Genomic DNA, 17609 nt, shown 5'->3' with positions numbered 1-17609 from the left:
TCCTCGCGTCAGGCGGCGCCCTGCGCACGTGGGGCACGCTGCATGCCCCCGTCCGCCGGCGTTTCCTGTTGGTGTAGCGGCAGCAGGACCCGGAAGGTGGTGCCCGCGCCAGGCGTGCTGCTCACCTCCAGGCTGCCGCCCAGTTCATGGATGTATTCACGGCTTTCGAACACGCCAATGCCCATGCCCGCCGACTTGGTCGAATCGAAGGGCTTGAACAGGCGCTCGCGGATGAATTCCTCGCTCATGCCCTCGCCAGTGTCGGCGATCTCGACGACGGCGCTGTGGCCCTTGCGCAGCAGGCGGATCGCCACCTTGCCGGTGCGCGGCGTGGCCTCGATCGCGTTCTGGATCAAATGCCCGACCACGCGTTCAAGGCGCTCGCGGTCGGCCAGCACGCGCAGCGCGGGATCCTCGACCAGCAGCTGCGGGCGCGGCTCGAAGGCCGCCTTCAGGGCCACCGCCTGCGTCACCACCTGGTCCAGGGCGAGCGCCAGCGGCTGTTCCGCGTTGTCGGTGCGGCTGAGCTTTTGCAGCATGATCTTCATCTTCTGCACCGAGTAGTCGACCGTCTCCAGCATGTCGGCCTGGAACTCGGGGTTGTCCTTGTGCTTGGCCGCGTTGGCGTTCATCAGCGACAGCTGCAGCACCAGGTTCTTCAGGTCGTGCACCACGAAGGTCGACATGCGGTTGAAGGATTCGAACTGGCGCGCCACCATCAGCGCATTGGCGGCGTCCTGCTGCGCCAGCTGGCTGGCGGCCTGGCTGCCCGCGATCTCGAGCACGTCGATCACTTCCCAGTTCAACTTGACCGGGCTGCGCGGGTTCTGCAGCAGCACGAAGCCGAACAGGCGCCCGTGCAGGATCAGGGGCACGATCAGCCAGGCGCGCGGGTAGCCGGCCAGCCAGGCCGGCAGCACCAGGGTCTCGTATTTTTCCGGATGGTCGGCGTATTCGTGCAGGTCGACCACCCACTGGCTGGTCTCGAGGAACTGGCAGAAGGCGGAATCGGCAGGCTCGGAAGCGGCCAGCGCCGGCCCCTGCCAGCTCGCCACCGGCTCGAAACGGGCGCCGCCTTCGGCGCGCTGCCACAGGGCCCCGCCCGGGCTCTCGACCAGGGCGGCAACCGCCTCGATGGCGCGCTCGCCCAGGTCCGGGCCCGGCTTGGACAGGGTACGCGTAAAACGCATCCACTCTTCGCGGTAGTCGTAGTTATAGCGGTAGAAGTGCTTGCTGATGAAGACCTTCAGGCGCGCCCGGAAGCTGCCCGAGAACAGCACCCCCGCCAGCAGGATGACGGCGGCGAACAGGAAGGTCACCTGCATCACCGTGCCCCAGCTGCCGCCGAAGTAGCGCAGGTAGTAGCCGGCCGAGCCCATCGCCAGCAGGTACAGGGCCGAGCCGAACAGGGTGGCCGAGTGGAACATCGCGCGGCGCGATACCGCCAGCGGCGAGGACCACAGCTTGCTGCGGCCGAGCGAGATCGCGATCAGGGGCACCGTCAGCGCGTTGACCAGGCCGCGCGCGGCCCAGATCTCGGCATCCACGCTGCGGAACAGCAGGGTGTGGCTGTACAGGTAGAAGTCGTAGGCGAACATGGCGCCGATGCCGATGCAGGCGAACTTCACGGCCCAGCGCTCGTGCAGGGTGCGGTTGCGGTACACCAGTTCCACCAGCAGCATGCCGGATACCGCCATCGCCACCCGCAGCGCGATCGGCAGCGCGCCGGGCCGGCCTTCCTGGACCAGGCTCCAGTGGCCGCCGAACACCGCAGCCAGGCAGACCAGGTAGACCAGTCCACCCAGCACCAGCGCCGGCTGCAGGCGCAGCGGCATGCGGCTGGCGGGATCGGTGAAATGGCCGTGCAGGACCAGCAGGAACACCGACCAGGCGGCGTTGCGCAGCAGCTCGGCGCCATCGGCCAGGGGCGACCATACATTGCCATAGGCGGCTTCCCAGGCCAGCGCCACGCCCCACAGGACGCTGGACAGGCAGGCCAGGCCGAGCGCGACGTCGTGGCGGCGCCGCTGGCGCACCGCCAGTGGCGCGCCGAGCACGAGGAAACAGGCGGCCACCAGCGCATAGCTGTAGGCCGCGATGCTGGTCAGGGAAACATCCATGTGGTCGAGGTCAGCGGCGCGGGTGCGGGCTCGGGGTCGGGACGGATACGCACGGGCCGGACTACCGGCTCAGCGCCCGCTGCGAAACAGCACGACCTTGAGCGTGTTGATCAGGATGAGCACATCCAGGAACAGGCTGTTGTTCTTCACGTAGTACAGGTCGTACTGCAGCTTCTGCAGCGCGTCCTCGGCCGAGGAGCCATAGCCGTAGCGCACCTGGGCCCAGCCGGTGATGCCCGGCTTGACGCTGTGGCGCACGTTGTAGTACGGGACGACTTCGATCAGCTGCTCGACGAAATACGGGCGCTCCGGACGCGGGCCGACGAACGACATCTCGCCCTTGAACACGTTGACGATCTGGGGCAGCTCGTCGATGCGGGTCTTGCGCATGAAGTTGCCGACCCGGGTGACGCGCGGGTCGTTCTGCGCGGCCCACTGCGGCTGGCCGGCCTTTTCGGCGTCGGCGCGCATGCTGCGGAACTTGTGGACGAAGAAGGTCTTGCCGTCCTTGCCGACCCGTTCCTGCGAATAGAAGATCGGCCCGCGGTCTTCCAGCCACACGGCCAGCGCGGCCAGCAGCATCAGCGGGAAGGCAGCGAGCAGGATCAGGAAGCTGCACACCAGGTCGAAGGTGCGCTTCATGAAGGTACGCACGAAGCTCTGGTCGAAGCCTCCGCCGAACACCAGCCAGGAAGGCTGCAGCGAGTCGACGCGGATCTGGCAGGTCTCGCGCTCGAAGAAGGTGGCGGCGTCGGTGACCTTGATGCCACGCAGCTTGCAGTCCAGGAGTTCCTTGATCGGGAAGCCGCTGCGGCGGTTCTGCACCGACACCACGATTTCCGACACGTTATATTGGCGCACCAGCGAGATCAGCGAATCGCCGTCGCGCACCTTCAGCAGTTTGCCCTCCGGTACGCACATTTCTTCGCTCGGGCTGGGGATGAAGCCGGCGATGTCGTAGCGGTTGCAGTTCGAGGTCTTCATGGCCAGTTCGCTGCATTCCTTGGCCAGCGGGCCACCGCCCAGGAACATGATGCGCGACTTCAGGAAGCGCGCTTCCGACGACTTGAAAATGGCCATGCGCGCCAAAAAGATGCCGATCCCGGCCAGCATGAACACCAGCGCCATGGTGCCGCGCCCGAACGACAGTTCCGGCGCCATGTAGAACACCAGCGCCAGGATCACGAAGCCCATCAGGAAGGACGGCATCAGCTTCATGAAGAAGGGATGGCGCAATCCTTCGTCGAAGTCGAGCTGGTACATGCCCATCGCGCTCATGCTGAAGATGATGGCTACCGTGAACGCAACCGCCGAGGTGAAGAAGTGCTCGAGGTGGGCCGTGCGCGCGGCGTCCTCGAATTCGAGCATGCGCACCGCCGCGCCGACATAGGCTGCGCCCAGCAGCACCAGAACTTCGACGAACAGCAGCAGGAAGACGATCTTCGACACATAGTGGTTTGAGATCCTAAACACGGTAGCCTCCGAAATTCTTGTTTCTTTTCTGGATATGCATGGTGCCCTGTTCCTAGTGCGACAGGCTGCGGACGTACCAGTCCATCGCCTCCTTCAAGCCGTCGCCGATGCGGTGCGTGGGCTGGTAGCCCAGCGCCGCGCTGGCCTTTGAAATATCCGCCTGCGAGTGGCGCACGTCGCCGCGCCGGAAATCGGCGTATTCCGGCTGGTGCTGCGCGACATGCGGGAAGCGCTCCTGCAGCGCCGTCGTCATCATCCGGTACAGCTGGTTGAGCGAGGTGCGCTCGCCCAGCGCCACGTTGTAGACCGCATTGGCCGCTTCCTTGCCGGCCAGCGCCGCCAGCAGGTTGGCCTGGACCACGTTGTCGATGTAGCAGAAGTCGCGGCTGGTCTCGCCGTCCCCATTGATGCGCAGCGGCTGGTTGCGGATCAGCGCGGCGATCCATTGCGGGATCACGGCGGCATAGGCGCCGTTCGGATCCTGGCGCCGTCCGAACACGTTGAAATAGCGCAGGCCGATCGATTCAAGGCCGTAGGTCCGGCCGAACACGTTGGCATACAGCTCGTTGACGTACTTCGTCACCGCGTAAGGTGACAACGGATTGCCGATGCGTTCCTCGATCTTTGGCAGGTCCGGATGGTCGCCGTAGGTCGAGCTCGATGCCGCATAGACGAAGCGGCGTACGCCCGCGTCGCGCGCCGCCACCAGCATGTTCAGGAAACCGCCGATATTGGTGGCATTGGTCGTCAGCGGATCGTTGATCGAGCGCGAGACCGAACCGAGCGCCGCCTCGTGCAGGACGAAATCGACACCCTGGCAGGCAGCCTGGCAGGCGGCGGCGTCGCGGATATCCGCTTCGATGAAATTAAATTTCTCCCACGCCTCTTTTTTGACAGATTCTTTCACCTGCTCGAGGTTGTGGCGGTGGCCGGTGGCGAAGTTGTCGAGGCCCGTGACCTGCTGGCCCAGCTGAAGCAGGGTCTCGACCAGGTTCGAACCGATGAAGCCGGCCGCACCCGTCACCAGCCAGTGATAGCGATGCTGCAGAAGGTGTTGCTGGATTTCTTGGTACTTGTTCACTCTCAGACACTTTCACGGTCACGCCGGCGGAACCGGCAGCGTCCGCCGCGCGGCCGCGCGGCGGTCATTGGCCTCGCGATCAGAGGCGCCAGACGCAGTAGCCGGCTTCCTGCAGGGCGTTCGGATCGAACTGCGACTTGACGTCGATGAAGCAGCCGCTCGGGTTGAGCTTGGACTGGAAATCGGTCAGCGACAGGGCCAGCACTTCCTTGTGCGGCACCGCCACCACCAGCGCATCGGCCTGCGGCAGGCTGTCCCAGCTTTCCAGCTTGATGCCGTACTCGTGCTGGGCTTCCCCGGCATCGGCCTGCGGGTCGAACACGTGCACTTCGACGCCGTAGCTTTCCAGCTCGTGCACGATGTCGGCGACCTTCGAATTGCGCAGGTCGGGGCAGTTTTCCTTGAAGGTCAGGCCGATCACGTTGACCTTCGAGCCCTTGACGTGGAAGCCCGACGAGATCATCGACTTGACGGTTTTCTCCGCCACGAACTTGGCCATGCCGTCGTTGATGCGGCGGCCGGCCAGGATCACCTGCGGGTGGTAGCCGATCATCTCGGCCTTGTGGGTCAGGTAGTAGGGATCGACGCCGATGCAGTGGCCGCCCACCAGGCCGGGACGGAAGGGCAGGAAGTTCCACTTGGTGCCCGCCGCCTTCAGCACTTCGAGGGTATCGATGCCGATCTTGTCGAAGATGATGGCCAGTTCGTTCATCAGGGCGATGTTCAGGTCGCGCTGGGTATTCTCGATGACCTTGGCTGCCTCGGCGACCTTGATGCTGGAGGCACGGTGCACGCCGGCGGTGACCACCGACTCGTACAGCGCGGCGACGCGCTCGAGGGTGGCTTCGTCGTCACCCGAGACCACTTTCAGGATGGTGGTCAGGGTATGTTCCTTGTCGCCCGGGTTGATGCGCTCCGGCGAGAAGCCGACGTGGAAATCTTCCTTCCACTTCATGCCCGAATGCTTTTCCAGCAGCGGGATGCAGACTTCCTCGGTAGCGCCTGGATACACGGTCGATTCGAAGATGACGATGGCGCCACGCTTCATGTGGGTGCCGACGGTCTTGCTGGCGCCGGCCAGCGGGGTGAAGTCGGGGTTGTGGGCGTTGTCGACCGGGGTTGGGACCGCTACCACGATGTAGTCTGCCTCGCCCAGGACCGAGGGGTCGGTGCTGACGCTCAGGTGGCGTGCAGCCTGCAATTGTTCGGTCGACACCTCACCGGTAGGGTCGATGAATTTCCGGTAGTTCTCGATCTTGGCTTCCGACAGGTCGAAGCCGATGGTTTTTGACTTCTTGCCGAATTCCACTGCCAGTGGCAAGCCAACATATCCCAGTCCCACTACCGCGACGACTTCATCTGCTTTCATTATCGAATTCCGTTCTCGAATAAAGTTTTGCTATTATGATAACTTTCAATATAACATGGAAACAAGGACACGTTCAACACTGCCATGCATTTTGTAGAATCACAACGACAGTGTGGCCAGTTTCTTGTAGATATTGCAAGCTCCAATAGGTGTAGTTGCATTGTGGAATGGTTACATACAGGAAAGTGCAATTTGCTGTCGCACACTTTCTTTAAAGTATGTTCGTACCTTTTACACGTTGCATAGCGCTTACTCAGTGCATGTTTGCAAATATGATTTTAACATTTTCTAAAAATCAAGTTATTTGCGAATCGTAACGTGCGCACCAGAACTAGTTACTTTATTGGCAAGATCGTTTCTTTTGTGGCAATGCCAAGACAGGAAGCTTGCTATCCACCTGGCATAGCCCAGCCTGTTCCTACTCTTCACCTTGGTCGCACGTCGTGCATTGCATGGATCCGCCTGGATCAAGTGCGCCATCGCGGGGCGCGGAAAAAAGCAGCGGACTTCAGTCAACACGTTCGCATGAGCTTGGGCGAATGCCTGCGGAGAGGCACCCTGTGCGGGCTATCTTGTTTGGATTACTGACAGAGATCATTGGCTGCTGGCATGTCGTCTCCCTCTTCATGGTTTGCCGAGGATGTCGGCTGAACAATCAGTCGCGAAGCGGACTGCCAGGAATGTCCGCTTTGGTGGAGGCAAATTCGTACAGGAACGCCTCCATGGCCGCTGGAGAGCGCGCGAACTCAGCAAGCGTAGCGCTCGTTAGGCTCGCCGGCGTACAGCATGTCACGCAGCGCTGTCACCAGGCTGGTGATGGTGAACCCAGCTACAGTTAGCTTGCTGGTTCGAATGCCGATGGGTACATGCGAATGATCGCATCAGGATGCATGCGAATATAGCATGTATTTACTGCGCACCGAAGCAGTTATGTTCCAGATTCGGGAAGGCGTCCGCCCAGGAGGCAGGCAGGTTCTGCAGGATTGGAAAGTGGCGCGGCTGGCGGGGATCGAACCCACGACCCTTGGCTTCGGAGGCCAATACTCTATCCACTGAGCTACAGCCGCATAGGGGAAGAACTGAAGTGACCCGAAGGATACAGAATTTCTTCGCTGGCGTCCATGGATAGTATCCCGACAATTTGCGTTCCACAGCGAATTACTTTCCGTCTATAATCGGCCGTTTGGCGGCGTTTCCAGAAATGCACGCGAGTGTGCAGGCGCCGGAAGGTAAGCAGGTTTTTTTAATAGTATTAAGGAAATCATGAGCGACGCACACCACGAACACGATTCGATCATCCGCACGCCTAAGCAACTGATTGTCGCCGTCGCGGGCTTTTTCCTCGTCATCGTCATCGGTATCATCCTGCTGGTCGTGTTCGCCACCAGCGACAGGCTCACCGGCGCAGGCACCAAGTCCCAGGAGGCGGAAGCCGTCGCGGAACGCATCCAGCCGCTCGCCGAGCAAGGCTTTACCCTGGTCGACGCCAACGCGCCGAAAGTGCTACAGGCGGGCAATGCTGTTTACGCTGCCGTGTGCGCCGCCTGCCACGACACCGGCGCCGCAGGTGCTCCCAAGACAGGCGACACTGGCGCATGGAGCGCCCGCCTCGGCCAGGGCTATGACACCCTGTACAAGCATGCCGTCGAGGGCATCCGTGCAATGCCCGCCAAGGGCGGCAACCCTGACCTGGACGACCTGGAAGTCGCGCGCGCCGTCGTCTTCATGACCAACAAGAGCGGTGCCAGCTTCAAGGAACCTGCCGCGCCGGCCCCGGCCGCGGCGCCGGCCGCTTCAACGGCAGACACTGCCACGCCAGCCGCACCCGTCCCTGCCATCGCAGCGCCGGCCCAGCCAGCCCCGGCCGCGGCGCCCGCTGTGTCCCAGGCGTCGGGCCAGAACGTCTATAACGCGGCTTGCGTGGCCTGCCATGGTGCAGGAGTTGCCGGCGCACCGAAACTGGGTGACAAGGCGGCCTGGACCCCGCGTATCGCCCAGGGCAACGCCATCCTCTATGAACATGCGATCAAGGGCTTCCAGGGCAAGGCCGGCGTCATGCCACCAAAGGGCGGCGCCAGTGTGCCGGACGCCGATGTCAAGGCCGCTGTCGATTTCATGGTGGCCGCTGCCAAGTAATTATTACGCATTGGATTCCAGCCCGGCCGATGTGCCGGGCTTTTTTTTAACTTTTAAGAGTGGCAACATTTATTTAGTCAAAGCAACAATCAATCTGTTTTACGAATAACAATACCCGTGAAATACCGAACAATATTGTGTGGTATCTCGCCGAACAATGTCACAGGAAGTAGATTTTTCCGTGTGGAATTATTTTCCGTGGAGTATGATTTAACGACTGAAGTGGACAAAAAATTGGTTCACGGCAACTCCAAAGAGATTCCTCATGACTTCCCTTACTCGCACTACTTTCGCACTTCGCGTGCTGTCTACCCTCGTTTGCGCAAGCTTGGCTGCATGTGGCGGCGGGAATGAATCCGATATGAACCTGGCGTCGAGCAGCGCGGTAGCGCCGGTTCCGCCTGTCCTGCCGCCGCCGCCGGTGTCGAGCTCGGAGCTGGCTGCTCCGGTACAGACCGAGCCAGCCCCCACCGTGATGACCCAGCAGGGCGCCATGGGCTCCTCGTCCTCCCTCGTCAGCCGCGGCCTGATCAGCCGTGAGACGACCAATGTCATTGCCTCCGATGCGATTACCGACATCCGCCTGGAAAGCACCAATAGCCTGACATCGCAAACCAATGTCCCGGTGACTTTCGGTCAGGTGTTCGCCGTCGGTGCCTTGCTGCCGAGCAATGGCCTGACGGGCCGCCTGGACGACGGCACCCAAGTGCCGCTGCAGGTCGACGTCAAGGCGACCCACCCTGATGGTTCCGTGCGCCATGCCGTCATCTCGGCCGTGGTACCGAGCCTGGGCAATGCCTATGTGCGCACCATGTCGCTGATCAAGTCGAACGCCGCAGCAGCCGGTTCGGCCGTCACCCCGGCCAATGCCCTGAACAATGGTTTCACCACCTCGGTCCAGGCAAGCATCAACGGCGTCCAGTACACGGCGTCGGCGGACAGCCTGCTGCGCCAGGGCGCGCGCATGACCTGGCTGTCCGGCGCCGTGGCCAATGAATGGCATGTGAGCGCTCCGCTGGTCACCTCCAGCGGTGTGGCCCACCCGCACCTGACGGCGCGCTTCGCGATCCGCTGGTACGACAGCATCAAGAAAGCCCGTGTCGACGTGACCGTCGAGAACAACTGGGCCTATGAAGCGGCGCCGCAAAACCTGACCTACGATGCCAAGGTGACTGTCGGCGGCGTGCCGGTCTATACGAAACCGGGCATGACCCATTATCACCATGCACGGTGGCGCAAGCTGTTCTGGTGGGGCGGCGTGGAACCAGAAGTCAACGTCAAGCACAATACGGCTTACCTGATCCAGACCAAAGCGGTTCCGAATTACGACCAGACCATCGCCGTTGCCGAAACCAGCCTCGCGAAAGCGAAAACCGGCTGGGTGGGTGCGAAAACCGAACCGATGGGCATTGGTGAAGCCGCAAGCTACATGCCGCAGACCGGCGGACGCGACGATATCGGGCTTCTTCCGGGCTGGGCGACGCGCTATCTGCTCAGCATGGACAAGCGCGCCAAGGAAGTAACGCTGGGTACCGGCACCCTGGCTGGCAGTTGGTCTTCGCACTACCGCGACAAGAAAACGGACCGCCCGATCAGCATCATCGATTACCCGTACATGACGCTGCTGGGCAATGCCACCGACACCCGCAACCCGGCGACCGGCCAGCGTGAAGCCTTCCCTGCCTGCGCGGCCTCGACCCTGTGCACGAATCCCAACAAGCACGATGCCGCACACCAGCCTTCGCTTGCCTACGTGCCCTACCTGGTAACCGGTGACTATTATTATCTGGAAGAACTGCAGTTCTGGACCTCGTTCAACCTGCTGTCTCCCAATCCGGGTTACCGGGGTTATGCGAAAGGCCTGGTCTACCGCGACCAGGTGCGTGCGCAAGCCTGGAACCTGCGCACCCTGGCGCAAGCCGCGTATATCACACCAGACAATGACAGGTTGAAGGGACACTACAACCAGATCATGTCGAACAACCTGGACTGGTATTCGAATACCTTCCTGAACCCGGCGACGAGCAACCCACTGGGCGTGCTCACCAGTGGTTCGGCGCTCGTGTACAGCAGCAAACTCGCCACCAGCCCGTGGCAGGATGACTTCTTTACCGCAGCCCTCGGCTATACCCTGGATCTCGGCTTCACCAAAGCGGATGCCCTGCTGAAGTGGAAGACGAAGTTCGTGGTGGAACGCATGGCAGGTGAAGGCGCGTGCTGGATTGGCGCAACGATGTACTCGTTCAAGGTTCGTGCAAGTACCAGCAGCCCGATCTACTCGACGATCGCCGAAGCCTATCGCGAAAGCGATCCAGTGTATGGCTCGATGGCGTGTGGCAGTGCCGGGATGCTGACTGCGCTTGGCCTGAAGCCTGGTGAGATGCTTGGCTATGCCAGCAATGCGACCGGCTATCCGTCCAACATGCAGCCTGCCCTGGCATATGGCGCCCGCAGTGGCGGTGCTATCGGCCAGAAGGCGTGGGAAATCTTCGCGGCACGGTCGGTGAAGCCGGATTACAGCAAGGCGCCGCAATTCGCGATCATTCCGCGCTGAGCCAGCGCCTCCAGGCCGGCGCAGCCGGACCTGGCTGAGTTTCCGTAAGCAGCTGCAGGCCGGCCCGGCCTCACCAACGCCCGATGCAATCCATCGGGCGTTTCTTTTTTTTATAGTGCAAATGCGCGCCCGGCTTACCTGGCTTGTCCCGCGGAAGCAGTGGCATGGCGCAGCCCCAGGCTGCCTCGGGTGGGGTTACCAGCCTGCCTTTCCGGCCAGGCGGCATTGATGTGGTCGCGCAGTACCGGCGAAATTTTTTGCGCATACGTCGCCGTGATGTGGTGAGGATCACGGTACACCGCGATGCCGTCCTTGACGGCCCAGCAGTATTTACTGTCACAAAAATAGTCGGTCATGTCGACGATCCTGACCTTCGGTGGGATGCCGAGCAGCGCGCGCTGGAAGCCGGCATCGTCCAGCACCCTGTCCCGTTCGTCACCGCAACGTGTCTTGTCGAACACGATCGGCGAGTACACGCAGCGGGGCGGATCCTTCTGCATCCAGGGATTGTCCCTGATGGCTACGACGGGAATTCCCGCCGCGCTCAACTGGCGGAACCTGCCTTGGTATCCAGCAGGAATGTATTCGATCCGGCGGCCGCCTTCATCGCGCCAGCGCGTGGCGATCGACAGCACCAGGTCTGGTTTGAGTTCGATGACCTGTCGCATCGCATCGGCATTCCACTGGGCGCAGGATCGGTCCAAGTCGCCAAATAGCGCCTGGTCGGCAGGATCGGCGAACAGGCAGCCGGATTTCGTGATCGAGATGATCTTCCAGTTTTCGGCACCCGCATGCTGAGTCAGGGCGGGCAGCCATTGCGCGGAATGCGAGCCACCGATCAGCACAATCGTCCTGCCATCGCGCTCGCCGAATTCGCACTTGTTGACCTTGGGAGACACGATGTCCTGGTGGCATTTGGATTTGTAAACCACCGCATTGTCGCTCCGGATCCTGAACGGGCCAGGCGCGACGAATCCTGCCTCCCCGAGCCGATGTTGGTCCCACATCACGCCATTTTCAGAAATATTCCTGCGCGCCATGTCGGTCGATACCCCAACCAGCATCAATAATCCGAGCACGCCTAAAGCCGGCATATTCTTCCGTTCCGGGAAGTGGAGTAGGCGCAGCAAGGCATCGGCCAGTTTCTTGCTCATGACCGCAAGGCCGATCGAGGCAAGGAGAATGATGAGTCCCGCCACCAGATGGTTTCCCTGCGAACGGTAGGCGGTATCTTCATACAGGGCATACAAGGGCCAATGCCACAGATAGATGCCATACGAATACCCTCCCAGCCTGACAAGCAGGGGGTGGGACAAGACCCGTCCGGCATTGAAGCGTCCGGATGGCTGACCGTATTGAATGATCAGCATGGCTGCGCTGACCGGCCACAGCGCGGCGAAACCGGGGAAGTTCAGGCGCGATCCGATCAGGAAGCCACAACTGAGCAGCAGCCCGGCACCGATCCAGGAAAACAGGGCCGCGCTTCTCGTGCCGGCCTTCCTGTCCTGGGCGCCAAGCAAGCCAAGCAAGGCGCCGGCACCGAATTCCCAGAAGCGGGTGAAGAAGTCGAAGTAGGCCCGGGCCGGCGTCGCGCTGGTCGCATAGACCGACCAGCAGAATGACAACACGGACAAGGCAACCAGCAGCCGGGTCAGCATCGTCAGCGGGTTCGCCGCCAGCCTGCGCGATACCGCATTGGTTGCGGACACGAGCAGCGGCCAAACCAGGTAAGACTGTCCAATCAGCGACATTGCCCAGAAATGCTGCGTCAGGCTGAGCGATTCGCTGCGCGCCAGGTAGTCCTGGCCGCGCGAGATCAGCCACCAGTTTTCCAGATACAGGGCACTCACGCCAATGCTGCGGAAATTCATCGCCCAGCTCATGGGGGAGCTGAACCAGTAGACCAGGGCGGCAATGCCGATGAGCGCAATCGCCGCCTGCGGCGCCACCCGCAACAGGAAGCCCTTGTAGAACGCAAGGATATCGACCTGGCCGCCGACACTCTTGCTCTTCAGGGCGTTGCGCGCCATGAAATATGCGGAGACGACGAAGAAGACGTCAACGCCGCCCGACACACCATTCAGGTAGACGTGGAAGACAAACACCAGCAGCGCGCCAAGCGCGCGCACGCCCTGGATATCGTCACGCAATGCTGTTTTCCGCTGTACAGGTGGTACGGGCGCCATGCGAAATTTCCTGAATAAATGCTGGATTAGTCGGCAACAGGCCCCTGCCTGCCCCTGAACACCGAGACAATCGAACGTAGGGTGCTTTTTGGATCGGCAAGGATGCGCCTGACGACGTTCTGCTTCGCCTGTCCCGGAATCCTCCCCATGTAATCCAGGTAGGACGTCAAACCGAGTACCGAAGACTGGTAACGCAACAGGGCGATGCGCTTCTCGATGAATTGTTCGACTTTCCTTTTTTGCGGCGGATCGACGGTAATTCCCAGCCTGCCGTCCAGGATCGCGTGGTAGCCGGCCAGCTTGGCCATCGAGGTATCGGCGGCGGACCCCGGCTTGGTCAGGTTCTCCGGATGCCGGTGCACCACCGACACGTCTTCCTGCACGAAGATGAAATCGCCACGCTGCGCCAGTCGCAGCCAGAACAGCCAATCGGATCCCATCCGGTAGCCGACCGGCATGCCACCAACCGCGAGTGCCTCGGCGCGAACGAAGCATGCGGAGCAGGTAGCGATCAGGCTCGCTTTCAGGAAGGTTTCCTTGGGATTGCGCAGGCGGAAGCGGCCGCTGTCCCCGCCCGGCACCGGGTCGGCGATCGTCAGGATATCGATCTTCGCACCGAACATGGCGTTAGGAATCGTCTTTTCAGGCGTCACCTTGGTCGCGTCGCCGAACGCGACCACCGCCCCGGGCGTGGCTTCAAGCGCACCGACCAGCAGGGCCAGGGTATCGGGCAAGTGCTCATCGTCCGAGTCGAGGAAGGAGATGTAGCGCGTCGTGGCCAGTTCCATCGCACGGTTGCGCGCTGCTGCCACACCGCCGTTCTTCGCCAGCTTCTCGATCCGGACCGGAAAACCGGTGCGCTCGCGCCATGCCTCCACCTGCGCCACCGTGTCGTCGGTGGACGCATCGTCCACGACCAGGATTTCATGTGGCATGGCGGTTTGCTTGCGCACGCTCTCCAGCGCGCGCGTGATCAGCGCGGACCGGTTGAACGATGGCATGACAACAGTGACATCAAGCCTTGGACGATGTGTATTCATGGATTCCCCACATTGGTCTGCTGTTCTCGACTAGCAGATTTGGCAATTGTTACATTTTTATTATCGCATAGAAAAATTACGATTCGTGTCGTTTCTCAATCGTGTCGTGCCTCGACAACTCTTCGCTTTCTGATGCTTCATAGGAGAAAGACAGTCTGTTACAAACGCTTACTTCTTTTCCTGGCGGCAGTCTTTATGCTGATAAATGTTTCGCCGCAAAAATTTCGCGACACATTTATAGAGAGACAAGTTCATGTACCTGCGTTATTCCAGCCTCCTGGCCCTGCTGCTCGCCTCCGGCGCCGCTTCGGCCGCTACCCTCAGCGTTGGCCCGGGCAAGACCTATACGACGCCCTGCCGTGCCTTTGCCGCCGCCAAGACGGGCGACGTGATTGAAATCACAGGCAATACCACCTATAGCGGCGATGTCTGCGCCATCTACCCAAGCAACCTGACCATCCGCGGCGTCAACGGCCGTCCCCGCATCGATGCCGCAGGCAAGAATGCCCAAGGTAAAGGTACCTGGGTTGTGGTTGGCAACGACATCGTCATCGAGAATGTCGAAATGCTGGGAGCGAAAGTACCGGACGCGAACGGCGCCGCCCTGCGCCTGGAAGGTACCAATTTCACCCTGCGCTCGGCCTTCATCCACGACAACCAGAACGGCATCCTGAGTGGCGTAAAGACCGCCAGCAATATCCTGATCGAGAAGAGCGAATTCGGCTACAACGGCGGCGGCACCGGTCAGACCCACAACGTGTACATCGGCAATGTGGGCCGCCTGACTTTCCGCTACAACTTCTCGCACGATGCCAACGTCGGCCACAACCTGAAGTCGCGCGCCCGCATCAACATGATCGCGTACAACCGCTTCTCGAGCACGCCGGCCGGCCAGACCGGCACCACCAGGACGGGCAAGCCGAGCTACGAGATCGACCTGCCGAATGCCGGCACGTCCTACATCATCGGCAACGTCATCCACCAGCCGTCCGCCCACAGCAATCCGAACATGGTGGCCTATGGTGAAGAAGGTGCGAGCAATCCAGGACACGAGCTGTACCTGGTCAACAATACCTTCCTGAACGACGACAGCACGCGCGGCAATGGCGTACTGGTCGGTTCCGGCGTGACCAAGAAAATCTTCCTGCAAAACAACCTGTTCGCGGGCACCGGCACCCTGACCAACCAGAGCGGCGCGATCCAGAAGACCAACTACCGCGCCCTGGCGCCGGGCTTCGTGAACCGCGCCGCGTTCGACCTGCGCCCGACCGCGAACCCGCTCGTGATCAACGCCGGCTCGACGCCGGGCATATCGGCTACGGGCGTGTCGCTCAAGCCGACCGCCGTGTACAAGCACAGCGCGTCGAGCGCCGTGCGTCCGGTGGTCGGTGCGCTGGATATCGGCGCCTACGAATCGGCACTGTAAGCTGCGGCGCCCTCACCCGGCGCCTGGAAGCAAAAGGGCCACCCATGCGGGTGGCCCTTTTTTCACATCCGGCGCGACGCGCTTACCAGATGATCACGCGGTCCTGCGGCGCCAGGTACATCTTGTCGCCTTCCTTCACGCCGAAGGCTTCATAGAAGCCCGGCTGGTTCTTCAGGGTGCCGTTGGCGCGGAACTGGGCCGGCGAGTGCGGGTCGGTCTTGACCTGGTTGATCTGCGCCGGTTCGCGCATCTTCGCGCGCCACACCTGGCCCCAGCCCATGTAGAAACGCTGGTCGCCGGTGAGGCCCTTGATGACCGGCGCCGGCTTACCGTTCAGCGACAGCTTATAGGCCTTGTAGGCGATCGCCAGGCCCGAGTTGTCGCCGATGTTCTCGCCCAGGGTCAGCTCGCCGTTCACGTTGTAGCCAGGCAGTGGGCTGTAGCTGGCGTACTGCTTGACCAGGACCTTGGTTTTCTCGGCAAACTTCTTGCCGTCTTCCTCGGTCCACCAGTTGCGCATATTGCCGTCACCGTCATACTGCGAACCCTGGTCGTCGAAGCCGTGGCTGATCTCGTGGCCGATCACGGCGCCGATGCCGCCGTAGTTCACCGCATCGTCGGCCTTCGCATCGAAGAACGGCGGCTGCAGGATCGCGGCCGGGAACACGATCTCGTTCAGTTCCGGGTTGTAGTAGGCGTTGACGGTCTGCGGCGTCATGCCCCATTCGTCGCGGTCGATCGGCTTGCCCAGCTTGTTCAGCTCGCGGTTGTACTCCACTTCACGCGAACGCATCACGTTGCCGAGCAGGTCGTCGCGCTTGACGACGAGGCTGGAATAATCCTTCCACTTGTTCGGGTAGCCGATCTTCGGGGTGAACTTGGCCAGCTTGGCCTTGGCTTCCGTCTTGGTGGCCGGACTCATCCAGTCCAGGGTGTCGATGGACGAGCGATACGCTTCGAGCAGGTTCTTCACCAGCACTTCCATGCGCGCCTTGCGCTCGGCCGGGAAGTGTTCCTTCACGTACAGCTTGCCCACCGCGTCGCCCAGCGAACCCTCGACGGTCGACACGCCGCGCTTCCAGCGCGGTTCCAGCTTCGGCGCGCCCGACAGCGTGGTGCCGTGGAAGGCGAAGCGCTGGTCGACGAAGGGCTTCGACAGGTAGTTGGCGTAGCCGTTCACGGCATGCAGCTGCAGGTAGACCTTCCAGGTCGCGAGCGGCACGCGGTTCACGATCTCGGCCATGCCCTTCAGGTAGCTCGGCTGGCTGACGATGACATAGCCGGTCTTGCCGGCGATGCCCGCTTCCTTCAGCCAGGCGTCCCAGGCATAGCCCGGCGCCAGCTCGGCCAGCTTGCTGAGCTCGACCTTGTTGTAGGTCTTGACCGGGTCGCGGTTCTCGACCTTGGTCCACTGCACCTTGGCCAGTTCGGTCTCCAGGTCGACCACCGCCTTCGCGCTGGCCGCCGCGTTGGCGTCGCCCGACAGGGCCAGCATCTTCTCGACATGCTGCTGGTACTTGGCGCGGACATCGGCCATCTTGGCGTCGTCCAGTTTCAGGTAGTAGTCGCGGTCCGGCATGCCCAGGCCGCCCTGGTACAGGTCGGCCACGTACCGGGTCGAATCCTTGGCGTCCTGGTGGATGTAGAAGCCGAAGGGCGTGGTCACGCCCAGGCGGTTCAGGCGCGCGAAGGTGGCCGGCAGTTCGGCCTTGTCCTGGATGGCGGCGATGCGCGCCAGCTCACCCTTGAGCGGAGCGATGCCCAGCTTTTCCAGGCGCGCCTCGTCCATGTAGCTGGCGAAGAAGTCACCGATCAGCTGCTCTTCCGAGCCGGCGCGCGCGCCCTTGGTGGCGGCGGATTTCTCGATGATGGCGCGCAGCTGCGGCTGGGTGTCGTCGTGCAGCTTGTGGAAGGCGCCCCAGCTCGACTTGTCGGCCGGGATCTCGACGCTCTTGAGCCACTTGCCATTCAGGTGTTGGAAGAAGTCGTCCTGCGGGCGTACGCCCGGCTCGACGTATTCGAGGGCGATGCCGGTCGCCAGCGGCGCCCTGGCCGCGCCCTTGGCGGTGCTCTTCGCCGATTCGGCCTGGGCCATCGAAGCCACCAGCACCAGCGCAGCGGCGCTCAGCAGATGTCGTTTCATTCTGTCTCTCCTTGTTATTGTCTTGTGCCTGTCGTAATGGACAACGGGCCGGAAGCTTGCGCCGCCGGCCCGTCCGTCAAG

Annotated in this window: 10 protein-coding genes and 1 tRNA gene; 3 read left to right on the top strand and 8 right to left on the bottom strand. The window is 61.9% G+C overall.

The features are described from left to right. Positions 1–8: 8 nt before the first annotated feature. The 5 genes from prsK to LCI23_RS02700 all read right to left on the bottom strand — a co-directional run bounded on the left by prsK (position 9) and on the right by LCI23_RS02700 (position 7110). The gene (prsK, locus tag LCI23_RS02720) at positions 9–2120 is read right to left on the bottom strand and encodes an XrtA/PEP-CTERM system histidine kinase PrsK (protein ID WP_224943643.1); all 2112 of its coding nucleotides are present in this window, start codon (positions 2118–2120) and stop codon (positions 9–11) included. A gap of 69 nt (positions 2121–2189) precedes the next feature. Then, positions 2190–3593 carry a TIGR03013 family XrtA/PEP-CTERM system glycosyltransferase gene (locus LCI23_RS02715; protein ID WP_224943640.1) on the bottom strand — a complete coding sequence of 468 codons (1404 nt, stop codon included), beginning with the start codon at positions 3591–3593 and terminating at the stop codon, positions 2190–2192. A 52-nt stretch (positions 3594–3645) separates the two neighbouring features. Continuing rightward, on the bottom strand, positions 3646–4674 hold the full coding sequence (locus LCI23_RS02710) for an SDR family oxidoreductase (protein WP_224943636.1): 1029 nt from the start codon (positions 4672–4674) through the stop codon (positions 3646–3648). Between the two features lie 79 nt (positions 4675–4753). After that, entirely contained in the window at positions 4754–6043 is a 1290-nt protein-coding gene (locus LCI23_RS02705; RefSeq protein WP_224943634.1) for a nucleotide sugar dehydrogenase, read from the bottom strand. Positions 6044–7034: 991 nt separating this feature from the next. After that, positions 7035–7110: transfer RNA gene (locus LCI23_RS02700), tRNA-Arg, on the bottom strand. Positions 7111–7306: 196 nt separating this feature from the next. On the opposite strand from LCI23_RS02700, the gene LCI23_RS02695 reads away from it, so the two are divergent. Both LCI23_RS02695 and LCI23_RS02690 read left to right on the top strand, forming a co-directional pair. Next, positions 7307–8179, top strand: a complete 873-nt coding sequence (locus LCI23_RS02695) for a cytochrome c5 family protein (RefSeq protein WP_224943624.1) — start codon at positions 7307–7309, stop codon at positions 8177–8179. 361 nt (positions 8180–8540) lie between these two features. Beyond that, positions 8541–10733, top strand: coding sequence for a hypothetical protein (locus tag LCI23_RS02690; RefSeq protein ID WP_224943623.1), 2193 nt, complete (start codon positions 8541–8543; stop codon positions 10731–10733). 134 nt (positions 10734–10867) lie between these two features. Here the strand turns inward: LCI23_RS02690 and LCI23_RS02685 are convergent, their stop codons facing one another. Beyond that, positions 10868–12919 (bottom strand): acyltransferase family protein, encoded by a 2052-nt coding sequence (locus tag LCI23_RS02685; RefSeq protein ID WP_224943620.1) that lies wholly within the window; start codon positions 12917–12919, stop codon positions 10868–10870. A gap of 26 nt (positions 12920–12945) precedes the next feature. After that, positions 12946–13959, bottom strand: a complete 1014-nt coding sequence (locus LCI23_RS02680) for a glycosyltransferase family 2 protein (protein ID WP_224943618.1) — start codon at positions 13957–13959, stop codon at positions 12946–12948. Between the two features lie 253 nt (positions 13960–14212). Here LCI23_RS02680 and LCI23_RS02675 point away from each other — a divergent pair, with 253 nt between their 5' ends. Continuing rightward, entirely contained in the window at positions 14213–15385 is a 1173-nt protein-coding gene (locus tag LCI23_RS02675) for a hypothetical protein (protein ID WP_224943615.1), read from the top strand. An 82-nt stretch (positions 15386–15467) separates the two neighbouring features. Here the strand turns inward: LCI23_RS02675 and LCI23_RS02670 are convergent, their stop codons facing one another. Continuing rightward, positions 15468–17528, bottom strand: coding sequence for a M13-type metalloendopeptidase (locus tag LCI23_RS02670; protein WP_307727693.1), 2061 nt, complete (start codon positions 17526–17528; stop codon positions 15468–15470). Positions 17529–17609 lie beyond the last annotated feature (81 nt).

Source organism: Massilia sp. MS-15 (assembly GCF_020176695.1).
Classification (GTDB): Bacteria; Pseudomonadota; Gammaproteobacteria; order Burkholderiales; family Burkholderiaceae_D; genus Telluria; species Telluria hydrophila.
Note: the sequence above shows the minus strand (reverse complement) of the source record. Positions and strands in the feature narration are given on the sequence as shown.

Excerpts from the sequence above, each read along its gene's own strand:
- LCI23_RS02690 (WP_224943623.1), top strand. The coding sequence starts at position 8,541 with ATGAACCTGGCGTCGAGCAGCGCGGTAGCGCCGGTTCCGCCTGTCCTG.
- LCI23_RS02695 (WP_224943624.1), top strand. The coding sequence starts at position 7,307 with ATGAGCGACGCACACCACGAACACGATTCGATCATCCGCACGCCTAAG.
- LCI23_RS02685 (WP_224943620.1), bottom strand. The coding sequence starts at position 12,919 with ATGGCGCCCGTACCACCTGTACAGCGGAAAACAGCATTGCGTGACGAT.
- LCI23_RS02705 (WP_224943634.1), bottom strand. The coding sequence starts at position 6,043 with ATGAAAGCAGATGAAGTCGTCGCGGTAGTGGGACTGGGATATGTTGGC.
- LCI23_RS02680 (WP_224943618.1), bottom strand. The coding sequence starts at position 13,959 with ATGAATACACATCGTCCAAGGCTTGATGTCACTGTTGTCATGCCATCG.
- prsK (WP_224943643.1), bottom strand. The coding sequence starts at position 2,120 with ATGGATGTTTCCCTGACCAGCATCGCGGCCTACAGCTATGCGCTGGTG.
- LCI23_RS02675 (WP_224943615.1), top strand. The coding sequence starts at position 14,213 with ATGTACCTGCGTTATTCCAGCCTCCTGGCCCTGCTGCTCGCCTCCGGC.
- LCI23_RS02670 (WP_307727693.1), bottom strand. The coding sequence starts at position 17,528 with ATGAAACGACATCTGCTGAGCGCCGCTGCGCTGGTGCTGGTGGCTTCG.